This is a genomic window from Sporobacter termitidis DSM 10068, from assembly GCF_900130065.1.
Lineage (GTDB): Bacteria > Bacillota > Clostridia > Oscillospirales > Oscillospiraceae > Sporobacter > Sporobacter termitidis.
This window is the reverse complement of the sequence record NZ_FQXV01000019.1, coordinates 13,623-37,681: the sequence shown is the minus strand read 5'-3', so window position 1 is coordinate 37,681 and position 24,059 is coordinate 13,623. Positions and strand designations below refer to the sequence as shown.

Sequence of the window (24,059 nt, the reverse complement as noted above, 5' to 3'; positions counted from 1 at the left end):
AATTACCATATCTGTGTAGGTGTTTTTATGTAGGATAGGTAGGAGTTTATGGGACGTCGATACTTAATTTCCGGTATTCGTCACATGGTTTACTCATTATAATTAAGACAATGGGAATTCCATTGCGGACAGCCGGCGGCAGAGGGAAAGAAAAAAGCAACGCCGCCTGGAAGCATTTCGTTGCAAATACAATGGAATATTTTTAAAAAATCAATTAAGATGTATATCATCGGAAAATCATTTTGCCCCTCGGCGGCAATACTGGCACAAGCGATACCAAGGACGGAAAGAAAGGTGAAACGCAATGAAAAGTGTATTAAAAGGCAATGTTTTTTGGGTCGGCAAGGTCGACTGGGAGCTCCAGACATTTCATGGCAACGAATATTCCACACACAACGGCTCCTCCTACAACGCATACCTCATAAAAGAAGAAAAGACGGTCCTGATCGACACGGTGTGGGCACCTTTCGCGAAGGAATTTGTTGAAAATCTGGCCTCTGAAATCGATTTGAATCAAATCGACTTCATTATCGCCAATCACGGCGAGCCTGATCACAGCGGCGCGCTTCCCGCACTGATGCAGCGCATCCCGAAAACACCGATCTACTGCACGGCCAACGCGGTCAAATCTCTGCGGGGGCAGTATCATCAGGACTGGGATTTTCATGTCGTCAAAACCGGGGACAAGCTGAGCGTCGGCAACGGCAAGGAGCTCATATTTGTGGAAATGCCGATGCTGCATTGGCCGGACAGCATGGCCACATACCTCACGGGCGACCAAATTCTGTTCAGCAACGATGCCTTCGGCCAGCACCTGGCCACCACCGCCCTGTTCAACGACCTGGTCGACCAGTGCGGCCTGATGAACGAAGCCATGAAGTACTATGCCAATATCCTGACGCCCTTCAGCCAGATATTGCGCAAAAAGCTGGAAGAGATCACTGCCTTTAACCTGCAGATCGATATGATCGCCACGAGCCACGGCGTCGTCTGGCGCGACAATCCCATGCAGATCGTGGAGAAGTACGCGCTTTGGGCCGACGATTATCAGGAAAACCAGATAACCATTATTTACGACACCATGTGGAACGGCACCAGGGCCCTGGCCGAAAAGATCGCCGAGGGCATACACGCGGCGGCTCCCGACGTGGCCGTCAAGGTGTTCAACATTACAAAAAGCGATGAAAACGACGTGATCACGGAGGTCTTCAAATCAAAAACCGTCCTCGTGGGGTCACCGACGAACTCCAGAAGCGTCCTGCATTCGATCGCCGGGTTTATACATCTGATGAAAGAGCTCCGGTTCAAAAACAAAAAGGCCGCGGCATTCGGGTGCTACGGCTGGAGCGGCGAAGCGGTCGGCGTCATCAGCGCCATGCTGGAGGACGCCGGCTTCCAAATCGTCGATCAGGGCTTTAAGAATCAGTGGAACCCGGATGGCGACGCCAGGCGGCGCGCTTTTGAATTCGGGGAAAAAATCGCCGCAATGTAGGCCGCACCGCTTGCCAACAGGCCTTTTTGTTTATTTTGAACTTATATTCAATATATAATTATCAGGTCAATTCACACAACATCACTGTGCTGCCCGGACGCTCCAGCCCAGGCTCTCCTGCTGAATGCGGTACAGCCTTTCATATAGGCCCTTGTTTTGCATCAGCGTTTCGTGGGTGCCCTCCTCGGCCAGCCGGCCGTCATTGAGGACGATGATTTTATCCGCGCCCGCCACGGTCCTGAGCCGGTGGGCGATCACGATGACCGTCTTGCCCGCGATAAGCTTGGAGATGGCCTGCTGAATGAGCGCCTCGTTTTCCGGGTCCAGGGAGGCGGTCGCCTCGTCCAGGAGGACGATGGGCGCGTCTTTCAAAAGCGCGCGGGCGATGGATATCCGCTGGCGCTCGCCGCCGGAAAGCGTGCTGCCGTTTTCGCCCAGCATCGTCTCATAGCCGTCCGGCAGGGCGCGGATGAATTCGTCGCAGCAGGCGGCCTTGGCCGCGGCCATAACCTGCGCCTCGGAGGCCTCCATGTTCCCGACGCGGATGTTGTTGTAGACCGTGTCGTTAAACAGCACCACATCCTGGAAGACGAAGGACATATAGCTCATCAGGTGCTCGGGGTCCAGCGTTTTCACATCGACGCCGCCGATTTTGACGGAGCCCTCACCCACATCCCAGAACCGCGCGATGAGCCTCGAAACGGTGCTCTTCCCGCAGCCGGAGGGGCCTACCAGCGCCGTGATGGCGTCTGCCGGGATGGACACCGTCAGGTTCTTGATCACCGCGTCCTCCTTGGGATTTTTCGCGTTATAGCTGAAAGACACGTTTTCAAAGTCGATGTCCCAGCGCCCGAGCTTTTTCTCCGCGTCGCCTTCCATGACCGGCGTATCCATCAGCGTGCGCATCCGTTTTGTGGCGATGCGGTGATAAAAGAGCTCCGGCAGGAGGGTGAACTCCACGAGGACCGGACCGTAGATCCTGACGACGATGACAAAGAACATCAACAGCGGGATGAGCTCGATCCTGCCCCCGGTCAGGAGGTATGTGCCGGTGAAAACCGTCAGGCCCACGCCCGCCTGCAGGATCATCTGCGCCCCGGTGACGAAGACGCCGGTGCCAAATTCCATTTTGATGGCCATCTTTTTCATCAGGCGCAGGGCGCTGTCGAGCGCCGCGAATTTTGAGCCGTCCAGCCCGCAGGCCTTGATGACCTTGATGCCCTCCAGATACTCCTGCACCTGGCCGGACGCTTTCAGCTTCGAGTCCACCTGCTTTTCACTCAGGCGGTTTTGTATCCTCCTGCTGGCCAGGATAATGAGCAGTGCAACCGGTACGGTGACGAACACGGCCAGTGCCATCCGCCAGTCAAAGGCGGCCATCAGGATACAGACAAGCGTGATGGAGATGGCGTTGGCGCTCAGCTGCGGGATGATATGGCTCAAAACGTGCTCCGTCGTCGAGCAGTCGGCCATGATATTCGTGGTGAGCTCGGACAGATCCTTGGAGTTAAAAAAGCTCATGGGCAGCTTTCGGATGTGCTCGGCAACGCTGATCCGTGAGGTCTCGGCCTCCATATACGAGGTGATGTACGTTTTTTTATAGTCGTTTTTGCTGGCGAAAAACACCAGCACGCCGGCGACGATGCCGCCCCCCAGGAAAAGCCACATCCTGGTCCAGGACAGCTCCTGTCCCATCAGCGGCTTTAAAAGCTCCGCGAAAATCTGGATGGTCACCATGAAAGGCAGCATCAGCGCCAGGTTTGTGAGCGTGCAGGCGGCGATGGCTTTCTTTAAATCGGAATACCCCTTATCGGTCAGCATCAAAAAGCTCTGGAGCTTACGCATGTACCCCGGCCCCCCTTCTGTCCATTTTCCAGTCAAGCGTTTTCGTATACATGTTCCACATGTCGAAATATTTGCCGCGGCCTGCCAGGAGCGCGCCGTGCCCGCCCTGCTCGATGAGGCGCCCCTTGTCCATGACGACGATCCTGTTGGCGCTGCGGACGGTGGACAGGCGGTGGGCGATCATGATCACTGTCTTGCCGTGCATCAGCTTTTCAAAGGCCCGCTGGATCAGGTATTCGTTCTCTGGGTCGGAAAACGCCGTGGCCTCGTCGAGCACGATGATGGGCGCGTCTTTGACGATGGCCCGGGCGATGGCGATACGCTGCTGCTCCCCGCCCGAGAGATGGACGCCCTTTGTACCGATGACCGTATGATATTTGTCGGGCAGCTTCTCGACGAATTCGTGGCACTGGGCCGCCCGCGCCGCCGCGATCACCTGTTCGTCCGTGGCGCTTTGGTTGCCAAGGCGGATGTTGTCCAGGATGCTTTGCTTGAACAGGAACACATCCTGAAATACAAAGCTGACCTTTTCCATGAGATATTCGCTCCTCATATCGCGTACATCCACGCCGCCGATCCTGATGCGCCCCTCCGTCACGTCGAAAAAGCGCGGGATGAGGTGCGCGATGGTGCTCTTGCCGCCGCCCGAGGGGCCGACAATGGCCGTGATCTGATTCTCCTCCGCCCGGAAGGAGACGCCGGACAGTGCCTCCGCCGCCGTCCCCGCATAGGAGAAGGACACGTTTTCAAAGGCGACGTCGTGCCCCCGGGTCTCCTTAGGAAGCCGCGCCTGGGGCAGGGGTGCTGTGTGCAGGACTTCGTCCATGCGTTCGACGCCGCCGATGATGTTCAGGCCGTTTGAGGCGACGTACATGATCTTCATCATGACGGTGGCGATAGAGGGCACAAAAATCAGGTAGAAGATGAACGCAACCGCAAACGCGGCGTAGTCCGCCGTGCGGAGCCCTACCAGGATGGCCGCCGGGATCAAAAACAGGTAGACGTTGTTGATGATGGTGGTGAAGGCCGACATGTAGTTTTCCCAGCTCAGCGTATAGGGAATGACCATTTTGGTGTATTCCCTGATGGCGGTGTGCATTCTGCGGAAGGAGTACACCGTCTGCTTAAAGGCCTTGACGACGGTGATGCCGCGGATATACTCGACGGCGGCGTTGTTCATATCCTCCATGGAGGTCTGATATTTATCCATCATCTTCTTTGCGCCGTCGTTGCCGTAGGCCTTCATCTGGATCACAAAGGCAATAATGATGCCCACCGTGGCCGCAAGGCCGAAGCGCCAGTCCACCGCGAACAAAATGACGAGCATCACGACCGGCGCCACAAAGGACGCCACAATATCAGGGAGCTGATGCGCGATAAAACCTTCGATCTTCTCAATATTCTCGTCCATGATCTTGCGCAGCTTGCCGCTGCCCACAAGCACGTGGAAGCCCAGCGGCACCTTGGCCAGATGGGACGCAAAATTCACCTTCAGCTCGTACAGCGTGCCGAACGCCGCCAGGTGCGAGCACATCAGCGCCGCAAAATACAGCAGGACGTTGAGCAGGATGCCGCCCAGCGCCAGCCCGCCATAGTCCAGGGCCGTCCGCAAATCCAGGTTCCCGAAATCCGGATACACCCCAATGATCTCCCGTATGAGAAAGTATATGGCGATGTGCGGGATAAACGAGGCCACGGAGGCCAGTGCCGACAGGACCACCGATGAGATCATCAGCGGCTTTTTAGTAGCCGCCAGCTCCAGCAGCCGCGCCATGCCGGTTTTCGGTTTTGCCGCTGTTTCCTTTTGTTTCATAATTGACCACTTCCTTCAAAAAATGCCGTTTGATTTTTTCCACGCCGGGACCATCCAGGGCGTAATGATCGGTCACGGTCCCGCCGGACAGCTCCAGCACCGAGGTGCAGCAGCTTAAAATAAACTCCAGATCATGGGTGATGACGGCCGTGATGAACACGCGGTCCGCCATATCCTGAATGAGAGCGCATATCCTGCGCATGTTAACGGCGTCGAGCCCGCTCGTCGGCTCGTCGTAGAGGAGGATCTCCTTGCCCGCGAACGCGGCGGCGGCCACGGCGAGCCTCTGCTTCTGTCCGCCGGACAGGGCCATGGGGTGCTTATCCCGGAGCTCGTACAGGCCGAGCGCCCGCAGCAGGTCCTCCGCCTCTTTGACGGGCGCCTCCCGCCGCCCCAGCGAGAGCTCCTCCAGGACGCTCTCCGTAAACAGCTGGCGGCTCACATCCTGCATGACCATATAGCTCATTTCAACGCGCTTTTTATCGCTCAGGGCTTTCCCGTCCACGGAAAAGGTCCCCTTATGCCTGAGGATACCGCCCAGGCAGTGGGCAAAGGTGGACTTTCCCGCGCCGTTTGCGCCCACCACCGCGAGGATTTCGCCCGAGGGGAGGCTCAGCCGCGGGATGTCCAGCACCCTCCGGCGGCCGCGCCTGCAGACGAGGTTTTCAATGAGCAGGGCGCCGCCGTCCCGAGGCGCGGCAGCCCGTCCCCTATAGTCCGCGCCGTTTAGGTCAAGGCTCCGCAGACCCATGGCGGCCCGCTCGCCGGGCGGCAGCGCGCGCATCTCCCGCCGATCCAGCGCCCTTGTCACTCTCCCGTCCTCCATATAGAGATACATGTCGGCCAGCTCCGCGAGATAGTACAGGCGGTGCTCGGAAATTAAAAGCGTTTTGCCCCGGGCCTTGAGCGCGGCCAGGATCTGCCGGAGCTTTTCCGTGGCGCCGGCGTCGAGGTTTGCCGAGGGCTCGTCGAGAACATAGACCTCGGGGCCTGCGGCATAGACGGAGCCGCAGGCGATGCGCTGCTTTTCGCCCCCGGAGAGCTCGAAGATGCTGCGGTCCATCAGGCCGTCCAGGCCGAAGAGAACGCGGGCGCCGTCCACCCGCCTTAAAATCTCCTCCCGGGGCAGGCCCTGGTTCTCGCAGCCGAAGGCGAGCTCGCCCGTCGTGTCCACATTGAAAAACTGGCTGCGCGGGTTCTGGAACACGGAGCCCACGATTTCGGCGGTCTTTGCCAGAGAGCGCGCGGCACTGTCCCTGCCACCCACCCGCACCTCGCCTGAGAGCACCCCCTCGTAAAAATGCGGGATCAGGCCGTTTACCAGCCGGGTCAGCGTCGTCTTGCCGCAGCCGCTCCTGCCGCAGAGCACCACGCAGTCGCCCTTTCGGATGTGGAGGTCCACCTCCCGGACACCGCCGGACGCGTCGCCGCCTGTACCGTAGCGAAAGCTCACATTTTGCAGAGTGATCATCCCCTCTCCCCTCATCCGGCCACCGCGCAGACCGCTATGGCCAGGCCTGCCAGCATGACGGGATAGTCTGCGGGACCGAGGGCCACCTGCGTGACGCAGGTGCGCGCCTTTCCGCTGTCCAGCCCGCGCGCCAGTGAGGCCGCCGCCAATTCCCCGGCAATGCCGGAGGCCGACATCAGCAGGGGGATCATCACGTATTCCAGCGTCAGCATCGGACGTATGGCCACGCTTTTGAATGAGATTCCGATGCCGCGGAACTTCATCGCGGCGCGGATGGCCTGCCATTCCTCTTTCACCGTCGGTATGAAGCGGAACATGACCGACACCGGAATAGTGATCTTATCGCTGACGTGCATCTTGCACAGGGCGGCGATAAACGCGCTCACAGTCGTGGTTTTCACCACCAGCGTAAACGCCATGCAGACGGGCAGGTAAATGCGGACAATGCGCGTCACGGCGAGGAGGACGACTCCGGCCGCGCCGTCCAAAAGAGAGGCGCCGAAAATGTCGGGCAGCAGCATCGCCGCGAATACCGCCAGCAGCTTCACGGCGAATCCTGTCTGCCGCTCATTGAGCAAAAGCAGTGTGAGAAACAAGATCAGCATGACCTCGGCGCTTTTAGGAGCCGCGCTCAGCGCGGCAAAACTGCCGGTGAGCAGCACCAGCAGCTTTGTCCGGGGGTCCAGCCGGATATAGGGTTTCTTTATTTGCGCGGCGCGGGTTGTCTCCATTCAAACCACGCCCGCTTTTTCAAAGTGTTTTTTCAGGAGCCGTTTGCCGATGGCGCCGCCGATAAACCCGCCCAGAACAGCGCTGCCGATCACCACCGGAACGATCCATGGGGGCGTCAGGGCGTCCATTCTGGCGGCGAACCCGGCGCCGTATGTATTTTCAATAGTGGCCAGCACCGCCGCTTTGGCGAACACCAGCATCCAGAACGGCCCGGCCGTGCTGCAGGCAAAAACGCAGAAGCTGGCGGCGTACCAGCCCTTCGACCCGTATCTTCCCAGCGCTGCCAGAAGCTCCGCCAGAAGCGCGCATATAATGCCCCACGCCGGGGCGGCCCAGCCGCCGGTGGAGGACAGCACCAGCGACACCACCACGCCCAGAATGAGTATCGCGCCGCGCTTGGGTATCTTCATGCAATACAGCATATACACCGTGCCCAGCACGACGGCGCAGAGGAGCGGCGCCATCAGCCAGGTCACGGGGGTGAGGCTGGCTGTGGAAACGATGACCAGCATGATCACCACATACAGCGCCGCAAAGGCGCCCGCCACAATAAGGTCTTTTACCGTCAGTTTCTTTTTTATCATGATCACCTTTTCTCCCTCGATTTGCGTACATATGAGGCAAAGTATTTTGTTAGATATATCTAACTCATTGTGATCATTATACATGACATTTTGCCGGCGGGGATGTACCGAACGGGATTGTTTTTCACCCAAAACGGATTTTGTGCGAAAACCTTCTCACCGCAGCTTTCTGTACTCCGACGGCTTGACGCCGTATTTTGCTTTGAATTTCTCCGTAAAGTGGTTTGTGCTGCTGTAGCCCACCGACAGGGCCGCCTCCGCGACGCTCATCCCCCGCTCTCCCATGAGCAGCCGCGCCGATTCCATGCGCTTGTTGATGATATAAGCATAAACGGGCAGCCCGAACAGCTCCCGGAACCCGGCTTTCAGCTTATATTCGTTCAGGCCGGAAAGCCGCGCCAGCCCCCGGATTGTCGGCGGGGCGTCGATGGCGCCGTCCAGAATGCTCCGGGCATGGTGCAGCGCCGCGATATCGGCCTTTGAGAAGCCCGGAAGAGCGCCGGAATTTCCATTTTCCAGGAGCATCTCGTCCAGATAGACAGCCAACAGCTCCAGGGCCTTCCCCTCAAGATAAATTCTTTCAATATCCCCGCGGTACCGGCAGCGGAGGATGTCGGCCAGAATCAGCCGGATACCCGGCGAAAACCTTTTTGCAGAGACGCAGCTTTCATCCTTACCCCAGGCCGGCTGACCGCTCCCCTCGCCTGCGCTTTCCGTCAGGGCTGCCAGGACGCCCGCGCCGCACTGGAGACTGATGCCGGAAAAGCGCTTTCCCGCATAATACGTACACATGCTGCTCCCGCGCAAGCCGTTGAACACATAGCTCTCCCCGGGACCGATCTCGTATTCTCCGCCGCCGTCCAGCCTCCAGTAAAGCGGGTCCTCCAGGCAAAACGCGAGGCCGTAATGCGCAGGGAAACTAATCTCCTCCCGCAGCGTAAGGTCCTCGTTAAAGGTCATATCGGAAATGGATATCTCCATTGACGGGTTTAAAATATACCTCCGGCAATACCCTTTTCCGGCTTCCTCAGGTATTTGCCGTCGCTGGCTTCGAAACGCATCATTTTTGTATACGCTGTTAAGCAGGCTGCCGACCGGGCAGTCCTTGTCCTCCGGATTAAAAATTCTGTATCTCGTCTCCGTATTTTCGGCCATCATGTCATCACCTTTCCGCTTTACGCAGGCTGTCCGCTTTTCAAAGGACAAAAGTGGTACAATAAGTTAGATAATTCTAACTTATTGTACCACTTTCCCACCAGTTTTTCAACCCCGGCAGCACGTGCCGCTAAATTAAAAGGAGCACTGCATTTTTGCAGTGCTCCTCCGCTTTATCTTTCAAAGCTGATATCCATGTCCACGTTCCCGGGGATTCCGTCTACCGTCCCGCTGCTTGTGTACTGCCACATCTGAAAATCATAATAAAAAGTCGGCGTGGCCGTATACTGCGCCAGCCAGAATTTGTAGTCCTGCACGGCGCTGAGGTCATATTTGAGATATCCGAGGCTCATATTGAAATAAATCATCGGCGTATAGCCGGCAGCCGCGACCCTGCCGCAGAATGCCCGCGCGCACTGTGTCAGCATCTGGGTGCTCATTCCGGCGGTGCGGGCGGAGCTGGAGCCGACCGTCTCCCAATCGAAGACGATCGGGTACGCGATATCATATCCGCTGATTTCAGAGAGCACAAAATCCGCTTCTTCTATAGCTTCCTGAGGCGTAATGGCCTGAGAGAAGAAATAGACGCCGACTTTCAATCCGGCATTCAGCGCCCCGGTGAGATTGGTGCGGAAGCGGCTGTCCAGATTCATGCTGCCGGAGCTTCCATACCCGCGGAAGCCCACGCGCAGTATCGCAAAATCTATGCCGGCATTTTTGACCTTCTGCCAATCGATGGTGTCCTGGTAGGACGATACGTCAACGCCGATTTTCGTCTTGACCGTCTGCGAATTATAGCGCAGCAGGCCATTGTCCAGATAGAAAGCACTTTTGTCATAAGAATTCACCGGAACGCCTTGCAGGACGTCAAGCCATGTGGACCCGAACTGGATCTGGTTGGTATGATCGCCCGCCCCCGGATTTGTTCCCGGGTTCTGAATCGGATCCGTTGTCGCCGGGGGCGGGTCCGGTTCTAAATTCAGATTATTGATCCGCCAGACAATTGCACTGATCTCCGCGCGCGTTATGCTGCTGTCCGGCATAAACAGCAGCGACCCGTTTGAAACGCTGCCTTCAACCACGCCATAGCTGTACAGCGACAATACGTACTGATCGGCCGTATCCGCAAACGGAGAGCTCACCGTTGCGGGAGCAAGCCCGAGCGCTCTTGAGGCGATCTTTGCGATGAGCTGGCGGCTGATCGTGCCGTTAATGTCCGGAATTTCGGCGGCATCGATCAGGCCTTTCGAAACCGCGAACTTTAAATAGCCACCGGCCCAGCTGCTGCTTGTGGAGGGCTGCTCGCTGTAGCCCGCGGCAAGGATGATCAGCTTCAGTGCCTCGGCGCAGCTCACAGTGCTGGCCGGCCGAAACGTTCCGTCGGGAAAGCCGTTGACGACATTGCGCTTATTGAGATCACTGACATAGGTGTAAAACCAGTCATTTGCCGAGATGTCGGGGAAATTATTGGCCGGCGCTTGGGGTATTGCCCCGCCGGTCCATTTTGCCGTGACCGTCAGGTTGTCCCCGGCGATATCGCCGGCGTTGACAACAGCGCCGTTTGACGTGTACCATCCGGCAAACGTGTATCCCGATAATTTAGCGCCCGGCAGCGTGCCATACGGCTGACCATATTTGAAAAAGTAAATATCGTGCTCCATGCTGCCTTTGCCGGCGTCGAAAATGACGTAGGTATATTTCCGGTCGCCGGTGTTGTAATCTCCGGAAATGAAAAGATTTGCCTCGGCCAGCCGGCGCACTATCAGCTGGGTATTGACCGCCTTCCCGACGTGGCACCATATGCCTATGGCATTGACGATGTCGATTTCCGAATATTTTGACAGCCCGCCGGTCAAATAACTGCTGATCCGATTGGACGGGTCCGTCCAGCCGGACCCGAGATTGTATGTAAAGCTGACGAGCGCGTCAAATTGGGCTTGTGTGAGGGAAATATTATTGCTGGCGATAAACTTGTTGACCGATGCCGTGCTGGGCTGCAAAGCCGCGGCCAGCTGGTTTTCGGCCTCAGCCCCGGTCGCACCGTTCCCCGACGAATTTTCGAAGCCTTCAATAAACTTTATTCCCGATTGGCTGACCGTCATCGTACCGCTGCCGGTCAAACCCGCCGCGGATGCCACCGTTGCGACCGATCCCGCTAAACAAAACATTAAAACGATACAGATGATTTTTTTAATCATGCGCTGCCGAGCCTCCTGATCCCACTGAAATTTTACCTGTCTGTATATGGGCGGCATAAAACAAATACAGTACTGTTTGGTACTGTATGACATCCGATGCCATCTTTTTTTTCTAAGTGGTAAGAAAAGCGCTATTGCTCTCCTATTAACATTATAGTCAAAAATGGACAAATTTCAACAGTATATGCTTATTTTTACAACTAATTAACAACAAAAGCCCCGAAACCATTCGATTTTGATGTTTTTTGGCAGGAACAGGCAGGAAAAGCACTGGGCGGGGCGCCGTAAATCGCGGTCCGGCACATTGGCGGCAAGCTTGACCGTTTCTCCTTCGCTCTGATAGAGTTGAAGATAATTCCGGTTGAGTGAAACTATTTTGAAGCCTCAAACGAATATATAAGCGAGCGGGTTAAAAGGGGTGAAAGCTTGGACGAGGAGCACCGCCTGATACGCAGGATACAGAAAACCGGCAGCGCGGCGGACGCGGACACACTGATCCGAAAATATTACGACGAAATCTACGTTTATGCCTACAGGCAAACCTCCGACAAGGAGACGGCCATGGACCTGACGCAGGACATCTTCGTCTCCGTTTTAAAATCCATCGGAAGATATGACGGCAGTCTTTCAAGCTTTCGGACCTGGCTCTACCGGGTCGCAACGAACAAGGCCATCGACCGCCTGCGAAGCCGCCAAATCAAAAACGTGCCCCTCGACGTCGATGCGCTCGACGCCCCGGACGAAAGCGCGTTTGCCCGGCAGATGGAAATCAGGGATATGACGCGCCGCCTCCAAAGCTATGTCGGCACGATGGATACCGATACACAGCAGATTTTTCGCCTGAAGTTTTTCGGCGAGTATACATTTTCACAGATAGCGGAGGTTTTGTCCATTCCGGAATCGACCGTCAAAACAAAATACTACCGCATGCTGAAAAGTATAAAAAAGGAGTTCGATGATGAATATACCGATGCCCGATGAAAATGAAAAAAGCGTGGCTATAGACGCGATCTTATCCAAAGGGCTGATTCGGCAGAAATCTCTGGGGAGGCAGCTCCGGGAGCTTCACCGGGCCCTTGGGCTTCGGAGCATCTTCCGGGACACCGCCGACGGCATGCTTATCGCCGCCGGCATAACGCTGGGCCTATGCTTTATTCTTTTCCGGTCCTTTCCCTACAGCTGGACAGGCGGCATGCTGTTCGCCGTCTCGCCGGTTTTTTACCTGCTGCTCTCTCTGGCGTCCGAAATAAAAGAGCGGGTCAGCGGACTGTACGAGCTGAAGATGACCTGCAGGTATACAATCCGGCAAATCTGCGTATTTCGGATGCTGTACTTCTCCGCCGCGGGAACGGCCTTTTGCGTCCTGATCGCGGCGTCCGTATCTGTACCGGGTGGGTTTCGAGATTTCTGGCACACGCTGGCGATTTCGCTTTGTTCTCTCTTCCTCTGTTCCTTGCTTTCGGCCAAGGCCGCGGCATTTATCGGCAGAAGGCGGATGTATTATCTGTTCCCCGCCATTTGGCCGGCCATCTGCATTTTGCCTGTTCAGGTATTCGGAAAGGCATGGGACCAGGCCCTTTTGCGCCTGCCGGACGGTATCGCCCTGGCCGTTGTCTTTCTGACAGCCTTCTTTTACCTGCGGGAAATCAAAAAGCTCATGACACGTTCTGAAAGAGAGGCGCTTTTCTATGTTAACGGTTAATCACGTCACGAAAAAATACGGGAGCTTTACGGCGCTGGAGGATATCACGCTGGAGTTCGACCGGGGCGTTTACGGACTCCTGGCGCCAAACGGGGCAGGCAAGACCACACTGATCAAAATGCTGACGACGCTGCTTTTCCCGACACAAGGGGAAATTCTGTACAATGGAGACAACATTTCAGATCTCGACGAAAATTACCGGAATGTCATCGGTTACCTGCCGCAGGAATTCGGTTATTACAAAAATTATTCGCCCCGCCAGTTTTTATCTTACCTTGGCGCTTTGAAGGGCATCGACAGGAAAACGGCGGATACAAAAGCCCGGGAGCTGCTTGAGCTTGTATCGCTCGGCGACGTTGCCGATACGAAAATGAGGAAATTTTCGGGCGGGATGCTTCAGCGTGTGGGGATTGCGCAGGCGATGCTGAACGATCCGGCGGTCCTGATTCTCGACGAGCCCACGGCGGGGCTCGATCCCAAGGAAAGAGTACGTTTCCGCAATCTGATTTTGTCGCTTTCGAAAGACCGCATTGTAATACTCTCCACGCACATCGTGTCCGACATTGAGACGATCGCGAGCCATGTCGTGATGTTCAAGGATCACAAGCTCCTGTGCAGCGACGCGCCGGCCGACATCTGCAAAATGCTCAGCGGCAAGGTGTATGAGACAAGTGACATCCACACGATATCCCAGCCGCACCTGCCTCTGACGGAACGACAGGAGGACGGGAGGACCCTTGTCCGGTTTGCCTGCGAGAGCGCGCTGCCCGACAGCGTCAAGGCGGTGACGCCCAACCTGGAGGATGTCTTTTTGTATATATACAGAGACAATGAATAATGGATATTTTTCGTTATGAGCTTAAAAAGCTTGTGTCCTCGGCGGCGCTGTGGGCGTTTCTGGCGGCCTGCATGCTCTTCAACATCCTTTTGATTGCCGCCGATGCATCCGGGAATACATACGCCGGTTTTGTCGGGACCGCGGCCGAAAAGACGGGCTATACGCTGGGAGAACGCTTCAGCAGCCGACTGGAACAGCTTCCCTTTTCCAATGAGACGGAAGAGCGATACCTGTCCTGGCTCCGCCGGGAGACATCGGACGTCAAAGATATTTTTGACGGCTATGATGCGCCGGAAAAGATCGGGGAGCAGTATATCGGCGCCCTTGGGCTGAAAGGAAGCACGGCCGATATGATGCGCGCCAAATATCAGGCCCTGCAGAAGAGTGTTGACGAAAAGGCCGCCCGCGGCGAGAGCCTGACCGTTTATTTTGCCGGAGATACTTACGGCATGCACAAGCAGCTGTTCGGCGGCGTGATGAAATGGCTCACCACGGAGGGGCTGCTTATTGCCGCTTTGGTCACGCTTCTCTCCGTGGGCTTTGAAAATATCTGCCGGACGGACCAACTCGTCTATTCCACAAAAACCGGCAGGCGCGTTCTGAGGAAAAAGCTCCCGGCGGCCGTTTTGACGGGTCTTGCCGCCTATCTGCTTCTGGTTGCGGTGACGCTGCCGGTGTATCTCCTCATGAATCATTACGGCGGTATCTGGGGGAGCAGCGTTTCCAGCGTTTTCAATTATGTATTTGACTACATATGCGGGCAGAAGCCGTTTATCACCTGGCAGAGCTATACGGTTATCACTTACATTCCGGCTGTCATCGCGGCCTCGGCGGGGCTTATTCTGTGCTTTGCGCTGCTGGCCTTTGTCATCGGCGTGCTGCTGAAAAACAGTTATGTCGGATTTGTCGTTTTTATCATCATCGACGCGGCGCTATTTTTGCTGCCTGCTTCCCTGAATCAGACAAGCCTCGCGTTTTATATCTCGGTGCTGAACCCGGTCTCTTTATGGTACAAGCAGTATTTGTGGTTTACGGACGGCGGCCCCGATATCCTGTGGCCGCATTTTGAAACGCTCGGGATTATCGCGACATTCTGCCTGCTGACGATATTTTGCATATTGTCCGCAAGGCGCTTCAGAAAGAAGGACCTGCTTTGAGAATTTTAAAAAACGAGATGAAAAAAGTATGGAATCCCGTCATGCTTGTGCTCGTGGCAGTGATTTGCGCGTTATTTTATCTGATGTTTATGGAATTCTATATTAAAAACTTTCCGAACGGCCATCCGACGACGGAGGAGTACGATTACAGCGTCGAGCTTACCGGAAAATACGGGGCTACCTTGGAGGACGATGAATTCCGGGAGTTTATAAAAGTAAAGGACAGCCTCATTTTGGAGGCAAACGACTACATAAAAGGCAATCCCGAATTCGCGGCGGCCGGAATCCTCAGCTATGAGGATTACCTGAAACTCGCGGAGAAGGATATGACTTGGACCGACGAAGAAACAGAAGCGTTTGATTTTCTGTACAGCGGCAAATGCCACGGGATTGCCTATAAGCTGGACCGGCTCAGCTATATCGAAAGCGCATATCAAAACGAAGCAAGGCGATATGAGAACAGAATATCTGAAACCGGCAGCGCAAAAGAAAAAGCCCGGTTGAATGAAATCATCGAAACCGGGCAATACCACAGCATATTGGACATATTTTTGATTGAAAATACCAACACCTATATCTCATGGTTTTCAGTCCTTGCCATACTCAGCGTTTTAATCTTCCTGTCGCCGCTTTTGGTCAGGGACAGGATGCAAGGCATTTATCTGCTGCAATACACCTCCAGGCGGGGCAGAAAAGTGCTCTTCAGCCAGCTCGGCGCGATCCTGATCTCGGCGTTTCTGCTGACGACGCTTGAGATTGCGGTATTCGGCGCCATTTACGCCGCGAAAGGCATCCAGGTTTTTTGGAACAACGGGATGGATTCTTTTTTGGGCTCGTATACGTTCCGGTTTTTCATAACCTATGGGCAGTACGTTCTCTATTCTGCCGGCATGATTTATCTCTGCACCATCGGCGCGGCCCTCCTCGCCTTTGCGCTGTCAAAGCTGAGCCGCAATTACATCACCCTGATTTTGAAGCTCATCCCCGTTTTTATCCTGCTCGCCAAGCTCTGCCTGTCCTTATTCAACGTGAGCTTTTCTTTTAGAAATCCGCTGTACGGTATTACCGGCATCGACGGCATAGAGCCTTTTGCCGGCTGCGCCGTCATTGCCGTCGGACTGATATTGAGCCTGCTTGTTTGCGCAAGAGAGAAAAAAGCCGATATTCGGTAAGCTTCGGCTGTCATTCGCGCGCGCCGTATCTTACAGTACATACTTTACATAAATTAAGGACCTCCGGCCAAGTGCGCCGGGGGTCCTCTTTAACAGGTTTGTTTGTCAGATATTTCAAATTGATAACAGGTTTCCGTATGGTAATGTTCGTTCTTTTTCAAAACTGGACTTGGGAAATGCGTATGCGCCATGGCGTTGGGGAAAACCTGGGTTTCAAGACATATCGCGTCGCGCCGGCCATAGGAGACGCCGTTTTTCCCTTTACGCGGCGTCAGGCTGTTGCCGCTGTATACCTGCAGGCCCGGCTGCGTCGTCAGGACCGTCATGCGGATTCCCGACTCGGCGCTGTGCAGCACGGCGGCCCTTTTCATTTCCACCGGATCTGACAGTACGAAATTGTGGTCGTATCCGCCGCAGCGGGTCAGCTGGGTACAGGCTGCGTCGATATCCCGGCCGATTTGCTTCGGTTCCCCAAAATCAAAGGGCGTCCCTTTCGCCGGGAGTAGCTTACCCGTCGGCAGGCAATACGGATCGTTTTCCAGGAACCGGTCCGCAAGCACCTGCAGGCTGTGCCCGAGCACGCTGCCCTTCCCGTTTAAATTAAAATAGCTGTGGTTTGTAAGATTGATGATCGTATCGGCATCCGTATCCGCGTCATATGTGATCCGCAGCGCGTTGTCATCGGTGAGCGTATAGGTGATCTTTACGTCGAGGCTGCCGGGATAATTTTCTTCGCCGGCCGGGGAACGCCGGGAAAATACATGCGCGTCTCCTTTAATAACGGCACTCCATATGCACTTGTCAAAGCCTTTCAGCCCGCCGTGCAGGTGGTTTTCCCCGTCATTTCGGGCCAGACGATACGTTTCTCCGTTCAGTGAGAATTCAGCGCCGCCGATACGGTTTGCAACGCGGCCTATGGCCGCCCCGGCATATCCGCCGTTTTCCTCATATTCCCCTATGGTATCGTAGCCCAGGACGACGTCGGTCAGCCTGCCCTCCGCGTCGGGCACACGGAGCGACTGCACCGTGCAGCCGTAATCCAGTATGGTGGCCTCGGCGCCCCGGCTGTTCTCCAGGCAATAACCGGTGACGGTATGGCCTGTCTTTGTCCGGCCGAAAACAAACTGTGTCAATGCTGCGCCTCCTCGCCTGATAGGGCTGTCACGCGTCAGCGGGAGCTCTCCCGCCTTTTGAAAATATTGAGAATACCGCCCTTCCGGACGTCGCTTTGTCCCGCCTGCGCCTGCAGCAGTTTCACGATTTTATTCTGGACGGGCAGGCGGACTGATCTCGGGTAGGTCTCGATATACCGGGCGGCCAGGCCGGCCGCGTCCTCTGTCGACAGAAAAGCAATCAGCTTTTCCGTGTGCGCATGGACTGCCTGCAGCATCAGATACACAAGCGTATTGTCCTTATACGCCACAGGCGTATCGTATATATACCGCAAAACCTCTTCCACATCCTGAGAAGACGGCGGTGCGGCGGCAAAAGCCTCCAGCGTCTGTTTGAGCTGCTCGGAAAACCGGTCATGGCAAGGGTCGGCGCTGGGGCCTTTCGTAAAGCCCATGAGCCCGTCCGTCGCCTTTTTGTTCATTGCCGCGCGGCCTGTTTCATCAAAGTATTCGCCATAGATGCGCCGGATTTCTCTCATCACTTGAATATTTTCCATCTTTCGTATGTTTTCATCTCCACTCAGGCAAAAGGATTTTCGGTAGGATACGGCAGCGCCCGCGGCTGATTGCTGCTGATATCGCCGATGCCGAGGTACCTGAACACATCATACAGCGTTTTGCCGCAATGCGCAAATGCCACGGCGCCGTGATGCGGATAACGCTTTTCTATGAGCACATGGCGGTAAAAGCGGCCCATCTCCGGAATGGCGAAAATGCCGATGCCGCCGAAGCTCTGCGTCCCCACGGGCAGCACCTCCCCTTCGGCGATATAGGCGCGCAGCGTCCCCTCACTGTCACACTGCAGCCGGTAGAAGGTAATGGGGCCGGCGGCGATATCACCCTCCAGCGTGCCGCGGGTGAAGTCCGGCGCGCTGCCTTCCGGCTCAAGCGTACGGTGCTGGATCAGCTGATATTTGACGGCGCGGTCCGGCTTCATCTTGCAGGACGGCGTGTTGCCGCAGTGGAAACCCATAAACGTATCCGTCAGCCGATAGCTGAATTTCCCGGCAATCTCATTTTCAAATTGCGATTTTGGCACGCTGTTGTTGATATCCAGAAGGGTGACGGCGTCCTCGGTAACACAGGCGCCGATATACTCCGACAGCGCGCCGTAGATATCCACCTCACACGCCACCGGGATACCCCGCGACGTCAGGCGGCTGTTGACATAGCACGGCACAAAGCCGAATTGCGACGGGAACGCCGGCCAGCACTTATCCGCGAAGGCCACAAACCGGCGGCTGCCTTTGTGCGACTCTGCCCAGTCAAGGAGCGTCAGCTCAAATTGCGCCATACGTTCATTGAGGTCGGCATAATATTTGCCCTCGCCCATCTCCTTTTCCATATCGGCGCAAACCTCGGGGATGCGCTTGTCGCCCGCGTGGGCCTTAAAGCTCACCAGGAGGTCAAGCTCGGAATTTTCCTCAATTTCAACGCCCAGCTCGTACAGGCCTTTGATCGGGGCGTTGCAGGCAAAGAAATCCTGCGGCCGCGGGCCGAAGGTGATAATTTTCAGGTTCCGTACGCCGATCACGGCGCGCGCGATTGGGATAAATTCCGCGATCATGCCGACAATGTCTGCGGCCGTACCGACGGGATAGGGCGGGATATGGCCTTTCAGACGGCGCATGCCGAGATTATAGGAGCAGTTCAGCAGCCCACAGTACGCGTCGCCGCGGCCGTCCACGAGATCGCCGTCCCCTTCGGCGGCCGCGGCAAACATACAGGGGCCGTCAAAATATTGGGCAATAAGCGTTTCCGGCGTCTCAGGCCCAAAATTTCCAAGGAAAACGGCCAGCGCGTTGCAGCCCGCCTTTGCCGCCTCGTCCACGGCCGCCAGCATATCCTTCTCATTTTCGACGACGGTCCCGGCTTCATAGACGTCCAGCTTCCTCTGTACGCACTGGGCGGCGACCGCGGCGCGGCGCATCGACGAGAGCCGGACAGGAAAGCAGTCGCGTGAAACAGCGATAATGCCTATTTTTACTTTGGGTATGTTCGTTATCATGATATGACCTCCCTGGCTCTTGTTCTTCTTTCCTGGCCAAAAGCAGGATAAAATCCTCCGTACCGAGGAGCATTTCATTTGAACGGCGGGGATTCCGTATCGCGGCGCACGCCGGCGTCCTTATCCCCACCGTCGCCGGCCGCTGCCATTTCCTCAGATAGCGCCGCGGCCTTCCAGGCTTTTCGAAAAGCCTTCCACGCGTACACGCAAAAGCACACGGCGACGGCCGCGAACGCGGCGGCAATGCCCCACGCGCCCCATGACGGGACCGGGCCGCCCTCCATCATGCCCGATACGATCTTAACGGCCAGATAAATCAGGTAGCCGGCAACGGCGGCACGCAACGCCAACCCTGCCCAGGCCCTGCTCCGGAGTGCCGGATCATATTTTTTCATTGAAGCACGCATATCTCAACCTCGATTCCGAAGCGCTGTTACAGGCGCTTGCCGAGCGGCTTCAGCGCGGGATAAATGTCACGGTAAACCTGATAGCGCGCGTCGTAACGTGCGGCAATATCGGCGTCAGGCTTTACAATGGAGGCGACCTTTACCAGCTTTTCCGCCGCCTCCTGCACAGACCGATATTCCCCGCAGGCCACGGCCGCCAGAATGGCCCCGCCGTAGCTCGGCCCCTCTTCGGTCTCCACGCACTCCAGTTCCAGATTCAGCACGTTTGCGATGATCTCCTTCCACAGCGGGCTCCGCGCCCCGCCGCCGCAGATCTTGCTGCGTTCGATCCGGAGGTCGGGCGCGCGCGCCGCCTCGAGCATATCGCGGAGGCCGAAGGCCACGCCCTCCAGCACCGCCTGCGTGATATCGGCGCGCGTGGAATCCATAGACAGGCCGATCAAAGCGCCGCGCGCCGCCGGATCGTTATGGGGAGAGCGCTCACCCATCAGATACGGCAGAAAATATACATGGGAGCACCCCAATCTGTCTCGCGTCACCGGCGCCTGCTCCGAGCCGTACTGCGCCGACCGCAGAATATCCTCCATCCACCACTTGTTGCAGGAAGCGGCGGACAGCATGCAGCCCATCAGGTGAAAGCGGCCGTCCGCATGCGCAAAGGCATGCAGCGCGTTATTTTTGTCTGGGCCGAACGTCCCCCGGGATATAAAAACCGTGCCGGAGGTCCCGACAGAGATGTTGCACCGGCCGCTCCCTACAGTTCCGGTGCCGACGGCTGCCGCGGCATTGTCGCCCGCGCCGGCGGCGACCTTGACGCCGGGGCTGAGCCCCAGCGCTCCGGCCATCGCGGGCGTCAGGGTGCCCACGGCCGCAAAGCTCTCAAAAAGGCGCGGCAGCCATTCCTCCCTGACAGCGCAGATGTCCAGCATTTCCCGGCTCCACCGCCTGTGTTCCACGTCCAGCAGCAGTGTCCCCGACGCATCCGAATAATCGGTGCAGTGGACGCCGGTGAGCTTATAATTGATGTAATCCTTGGGGAGCATGATTTTATCGACGCGGCCAAACAGCGCCGGCTCGTTCCTCTCCAGCCAAAGGAGCTTGGGCGCGGTGAAGCCGGCAAACGCGATGTTTCCCGTGAGGCGCGACAGCGTCTCCCGTCCCACGGCATTATTCAGATAGTCCGTCTCCTCCGCCGCGCGCCCGTCGTTCCACAAAATTGCCGGGCGCAGCACGTTATCGTCTTTATCGAGCGCCACGAGTCCGTGCATCTGGCCCCCGGCGCCGATGCCGGCAATCTGCGCTTTATCACAGCCGTCAGTCAGCTCCAGGATGCCGGCGATCGTCTCGCGCAGCCAGTCCTCCGGGTTCTGCTCCGCCCAGCCGGAGCGCGGGAAGGCGATCGGATATCCCCGCGAGACGCACTTTAAAATCTTTCCCGCGCCGTCCACTAGGAGCAGCTTTACCGCCGACGTCCCCAGATCAATGCCGATATACAACATGTAAGGACCACCAAAAACCTCTCCGGCGGACCTATCCCGCCTTGCCTGTTTTTTTATTGGACACGACATCAAAGACGACGGCGATCATAAGGACGATGCCTTTAACGACGTACTGCCAGTTGTTATCGAGGCCATAAATCGACATCCCCTGGTTAATGACGCCCAGCAGGATCGCGCCGATGATGACGCCGGGGATCGTACCCGAGCCGCCATACGCGGAGGCGCCGCCGATAAAGCAGGCGCCGATGGCGTCCATCTCATAGGTGTAGCCTGTGTCGCCGCTGACGGAGCCGATGCGCGCCGCCATCAAAAGGCCGGAGAAGCCGGCCAGGATGCTCATCGAGCAATAGGCGGCGAAATAGACCTTTTTTGTGTCGATGCCGGAGAGCTTCGTGGCCTTCTCATTGCCGCCCACGGCGTAGAAATGGCGGCCGAAAGCCGTTTTCGACGTGATGAACGCGTACAGGAAAACGACGAGCAGGATCCAGAGCACCATGACGGGGATGCCCTTGTAATGCGCCAGCTCCCAGCTGTAGGCGATGATCAGTATATCGACAACGGCGATCGTCCCGTAAGCTGTGGCCGCGGAATTCAAATCATAGCCCTTTTTGGCCTTTTTCGCGCGGCTCAATATCGTAAACAGGACGATCGCCGCCGCGGCAAGAATTCCGACGATAAGCGCCGACCGGTGTACCTCTCCGTCAATGCCGGGGATCGTTATGTACGAGGAGAAGATGGCCAGGAAGGTATTGTCATAGATGCTGACCGTTTTGGCGTCCAGCAGGACGCGCTGCAGGCCCCGAAAAAGGAACATGCCCGCCAGCGTCGCGATAAACGGCGGGATGTGTATATTGCCGATCCAGAACCCCTGCCAGACGCCTACCAGAACGGAGACGGCCAGACAAATGACGATCGTCAGGATGGGGTCCATGTGCGCTTTATCCATCAGCTGCGCGCCGATAGCGGCCACCAGGCCCAGCGTGGAGCCTACGGAAAGGTCGACGTTGCCGCCCGTGAGGATACACAGCAGCATGCCGCAGGCCATGACCAGTACATAAGCGTTTTGCAGGAGCAGATTTGAAATATTCTGCGCATATACGAGCCGGCCCTCGGTCAGGATCGTGAAGAAGACGAAAACTACCACGAGGGCGATGGACATGGTGTACTTTTTTACAAACGAAGATGCTTTCATTCTATTGATGCCCCCCTGCCCGCATCTTTGGATTTCTTTTTATCGGACCCGAGAATCGCCGCCATGATCTTTTCCTGTGTCGCCTCGGCGGCAGAGAATTCGGCGACCAGCTCGCCCTCATTCATCACGTAGATGCGGTCGCACATCCCCAGGAGCTCGGGCATTTCGGAAGAGATCATCACGACGGATTTCCCCTGTGCGACCAGGTCGTTCATGATGCTGTAAATCTCGTATTTCGCGCCCACATCGATGCCGCGGGTCGGTTCATCCATGATCAGCACGTCCGCGTCGGCAAACATCCACTTCGTCAGCAGGACCTTCTGCTGATTGCCGCCGGACAGGTTGCTGACCTGCTGATGGATGGTGGGCGTTTTTACGTGCAGCTTCTCTCTGTACTCCTCCGCCACCCTGTTTTCCTTGTTGACATCGATAATGCCGTGGCTGCACACCTTTTCAAGGCGCGCCAGCGTGTTGTTCCGCGCGACGGTATCGATGAGGATGAGGCCGTTTTCTTTCCGGTCCTCGGTCAGGTAAGCGACGCCGGCTTCGATGGCCTCCCGCTCTCCTTTCAGCCGGACCTCTTTTCCGCCCACCTTCAGCGTCCCCGTAATAGAGGTGCCGTAGCTCCGGCCGAAGATAGACATGGCCAGCTCCGTCCTGCCCGCGCCCTGCAGGCCGGAGAAGCCGACGATCTCACCCTTATGCACGTTGAAGGAGACGTGATTGACGACACGCTTATCGGTATAGACCGGGTGATAGACGCTCCAGTCATTAACCTCAAGACCGATTTCCGGACTGATGTTGTGTTCTCTTTTCGGATACCGATCCGTCATCTCTCGGCCAACCATCCCCCGGATGATCCGATCCTCGTCAATATTGCGGTCCTTGTTGTCGATGGTCTCGATAACCGCACCGTCCCGCATGATGGTGATCCTGTCGGCGACATACGCCACCTCGGAGAGCTTATGAGAGCTGATGATGGAGGTCATGCCCTGGTTTTTGAAGTCCTTCAGCATATCCAGCAGCATCCGGGCTTCTTCTTCGTTCAGGGATGAGGTCGGCTCGTCGAGGATCAGCAGCTTGACATTTTTCGACAGCGCCTTTGCGATTTCAACCAGCTGCTGTTTCCCGGTGCCAACGTCCTTGATCAGGGCGGAGGGCCGCTCGTTCAGGCCCACCTGCTTCATATGCTTTGCCGCCTGAGAATACGTTTCATCCCAGTCAATGCCAAGCCGTCCGCGGCGCTCGTTGCCCAGGAACATGTTTTCACCGATGGACAGCTCAGGGATGAGCGCCAGCTCCTGGTGGATGATGACGATACCGTACTTCTCGCCGTCCCGCACGTTTCTGAAACGGCACTCATGGTCGTCAAAGATGACGCCGCCCTCAAAGCTGCCGTGACTGATCGTGCCGCTCAGCACACTCATCAGCGTCGATTTTCCGGCGCCGTTTTCACCCACAAGCGCATGGATTTCGCCTTGCTCGATCGTCAGGCTGACGCTGTCCAGCGCCCGGACGCCGGGATAATCTTTTGTGATGTCCTTCATCACCAGAATGTGGTCCGCCAAAGGCTGTCCCCCCATTTCGCCGTATATGGATACAGTTACCGCACGTCAGGCAAA

The 24,059-nt window shown here is 56.6% G+C and carries 20 protein-coding genes; 6 read left to right on the top strand and 14 right to left on the bottom strand.

Features of this window, described 5'->3' with window-relative positions:
- Positions 1-304 precede the first annotated feature (304 nt).
- Positions 305-1,492: an anaerobic nitric oxide reductase flavorubredoxin gene (locus tag BUB60_RS18305; protein WP_073082737.1), complete on the top strand. Its 1,188-nt coding sequence runs from the start codon at positions 305-307 to the stop codon at positions 1,490-1,492.
- 81 nt (positions 1,493-1,573) lie between these two features.
- Here BUB60_RS18305 and BUB60_RS18300 read toward each other — a convergent pair whose 3' ends face one another.
- From BUB60_RS18300 to BUB60_RS18270, 7 genes are all read right to left on the bottom strand, one after another.
- A complete protein-coding gene (locus BUB60_RS18300; RefSeq protein ID WP_073082734.1) occupies positions 1,574-3,337 on the bottom strand; it encodes an ABC transporter ATP-binding protein in 1,764 nt (587 codons plus the stop codon).
- The gene (locus BUB60_RS18295; protein WP_073082730.1) at positions 3,330-5,150 is read right to left on the bottom strand and encodes an ABC transporter ATP-binding protein; all 1,821 of its coding nucleotides are present in this window, start codon (positions 5,148-5,150) and stop codon (positions 3,330-3,332) included. Before BUB60_RS18295 ends, BUB60_RS18300 begins: the two co-directional genes overlap by 8 nt.
- Positions 5,080-6,621: an ABC transporter ATP-binding protein gene (locus BUB60_RS18290; protein ID WP_073082726.1), complete on the bottom strand. Its 1,542-nt coding sequence runs from the start codon at positions 6,619-6,621 to the stop codon at positions 5,080-5,082. The genes BUB60_RS18295 and BUB60_RS18290 overlap by 71 nt, the downstream gene beginning before the upstream one ends.
- Before the next feature lie 11 nt (positions 6,622-6,632).
- The gene (locus BUB60_RS18285) at positions 6,633-7,352 is read right to left on the bottom strand and encodes an energy-coupling factor transporter transmembrane component T (protein ID WP_073082721.1); all 720 of its coding nucleotides are present in this window, start codon (positions 7,350-7,352) and stop codon (positions 6,633-6,635) included.
- Positions 7,353-7,937, bottom strand: coding sequence for an MptD family putative ECF transporter S component (locus BUB60_RS18280; protein ID WP_159435468.1), 585 nt, complete (start codon positions 7,935-7,937; stop codon positions 7,353-7,355).
- Positions 7,938-8,093: 156 nt separating this feature from the next.
- The gene (locus BUB60_RS18275; protein ID WP_207650779.1) at positions 8,094-8,897 is read right to left on the bottom strand and encodes a helix-turn-helix transcriptional regulator; all 804 of its coding nucleotides are present in this window, start codon (positions 8,895-8,897) and stop codon (positions 8,094-8,096) included.
- Between the two features lie 368 nt (positions 8,898-9,265).
- Entirely contained in the window at positions 9,266-11,290 is a 2,025-nt protein-coding gene (locus tag BUB60_RS18270; RefSeq protein ID WP_073082717.1) for a GH25 family lysozyme, read from the bottom strand.
- A 426-nt stretch (positions 11,291-11,716) separates the two neighbouring features.
- Here BUB60_RS18270 and BUB60_RS18265 point away from each other — a divergent pair, with 426 nt between their 5' ends.
- From BUB60_RS18265 to BUB60_RS18245, 5 genes are read left to right on the top strand one after another with little or no spacing between them, the layout of a single operon-like run.
- The gene (locus tag BUB60_RS18265) at positions 11,717-12,271 is read left to right on the top strand and encodes an RNA polymerase sigma factor (RefSeq protein WP_073082714.1); all 555 of its coding nucleotides are present in this window, start codon (positions 11,717-11,719) and stop codon (positions 12,269-12,271) included.
- Positions 12,249-12,992: a hypothetical protein gene (locus tag BUB60_RS18260; protein ID WP_073082709.1), complete on the top strand. Its 744-nt coding sequence runs from the start codon at positions 12,249-12,251 to the stop codon at positions 12,990-12,992. Before BUB60_RS18265 ends, BUB60_RS18260 begins: the two co-directional genes overlap by 23 nt.
- Positions 12,979-13,830: an ABC transporter ATP-binding protein gene (locus tag BUB60_RS18255; protein ID WP_073082705.1), complete on the top strand. Its 852-nt coding sequence runs from the start codon at positions 12,979-12,981 to the stop codon at positions 13,828-13,830. The genes BUB60_RS18260 and BUB60_RS18255 overlap by 14 nt, the downstream gene beginning before the upstream one ends.
- Entirely contained in the window at positions 13,830-14,987 is a 1,158-nt protein-coding gene (locus BUB60_RS18250) for a hypothetical protein (protein ID WP_073082702.1), read from the top strand. The genes BUB60_RS18255 and BUB60_RS18250 overlap by 1 nt, the downstream gene beginning before the upstream one ends.
- Positions 14,984-16,159 carry a hypothetical protein gene (locus BUB60_RS18245; RefSeq protein WP_073082697.1) on the top strand — a complete coding sequence of 392 codons (1,176 nt, stop codon included), beginning with the start codon at positions 14,984-14,986 and terminating at the stop codon, positions 16,157-16,159. The genes BUB60_RS18250 and BUB60_RS18245 overlap by 4 nt, the downstream gene beginning before the upstream one ends.
- An 89-nt stretch (positions 16,160-16,248) precedes the next feature.
- Here the strand turns inward: BUB60_RS18245 and BUB60_RS18240 are convergent, their stop codons facing one another.
- The 7 genes from BUB60_RS18240 to BUB60_RS18210 all read right to left on the bottom strand — a co-directional run bounded on the left by BUB60_RS18240 (position 16,249) and on the right by BUB60_RS18210 (position 24,020).
- Positions 16,249-17,292 carry an aldose epimerase family protein gene (locus tag BUB60_RS18240; RefSeq protein ID WP_073082693.1) on the bottom strand — a complete coding sequence of 348 codons (1,044 nt, stop codon included), beginning with the start codon at positions 17,290-17,292 and terminating at the stop codon, positions 16,249-16,251.
- 35 nt (positions 17,293-17,327) lie between these two features.
- Entirely contained in the window at positions 17,328-17,813 is a 486-nt protein-coding gene (locus tag BUB60_RS18235; RefSeq protein WP_143162415.1) for a hypothetical protein, read from the bottom strand.
- Between the two features lie 38 nt (positions 17,814-17,851).
- Positions 17,852-19,336 (bottom strand): L-fucose/L-arabinose isomerase family protein, encoded by a 1,485-nt coding sequence (locus tag BUB60_RS18230; RefSeq protein ID WP_200796653.1) that lies wholly within the window; start codon positions 19,334-19,336, stop codon positions 17,852-17,854.
- A 77-nt stretch (positions 19,337-19,413) separates the two neighbouring features.
- Positions 19,414-19,734 (bottom strand): hypothetical protein, encoded by a 321-nt coding sequence (locus tag BUB60_RS18225; protein ID WP_143162414.1) that lies wholly within the window; start codon positions 19,732-19,734, stop codon positions 19,414-19,416.
- Positions 19,735-19,772: 38 nt separating this feature from the next.
- Positions 19,773-21,245 carry a xylulokinase gene (xylB, locus tag BUB60_RS18220; protein WP_073082682.1) on the bottom strand — a complete coding sequence of 491 codons (1,473 nt, stop codon included), beginning with the start codon at positions 21,243-21,245 and terminating at the stop codon, positions 19,773-19,775.
- A gap of 31 nt (positions 21,246-21,276) precedes the next feature.
- On the bottom strand, positions 21,277-22,437 hold the full coding sequence (locus BUB60_RS18215) for an ABC transporter permease subunit (RefSeq protein WP_073082679.1): 1,161 nt from the start codon (positions 22,435-22,437) through the stop codon (positions 21,277-21,279).
- Positions 22,434-24,020, bottom strand: a complete 1,587-nt coding sequence (locus BUB60_RS18210; RefSeq protein ID WP_423242351.1) for an ATP-binding cassette domain-containing protein — start codon at positions 24,018-24,020, stop codon at positions 22,434-22,436. The genes BUB60_RS18215 and BUB60_RS18210 overlap by 4 nt, the downstream gene beginning before the upstream one ends.
- Between the last annotated feature and the right edge of the window lie 39 nt (positions 24,021-24,059).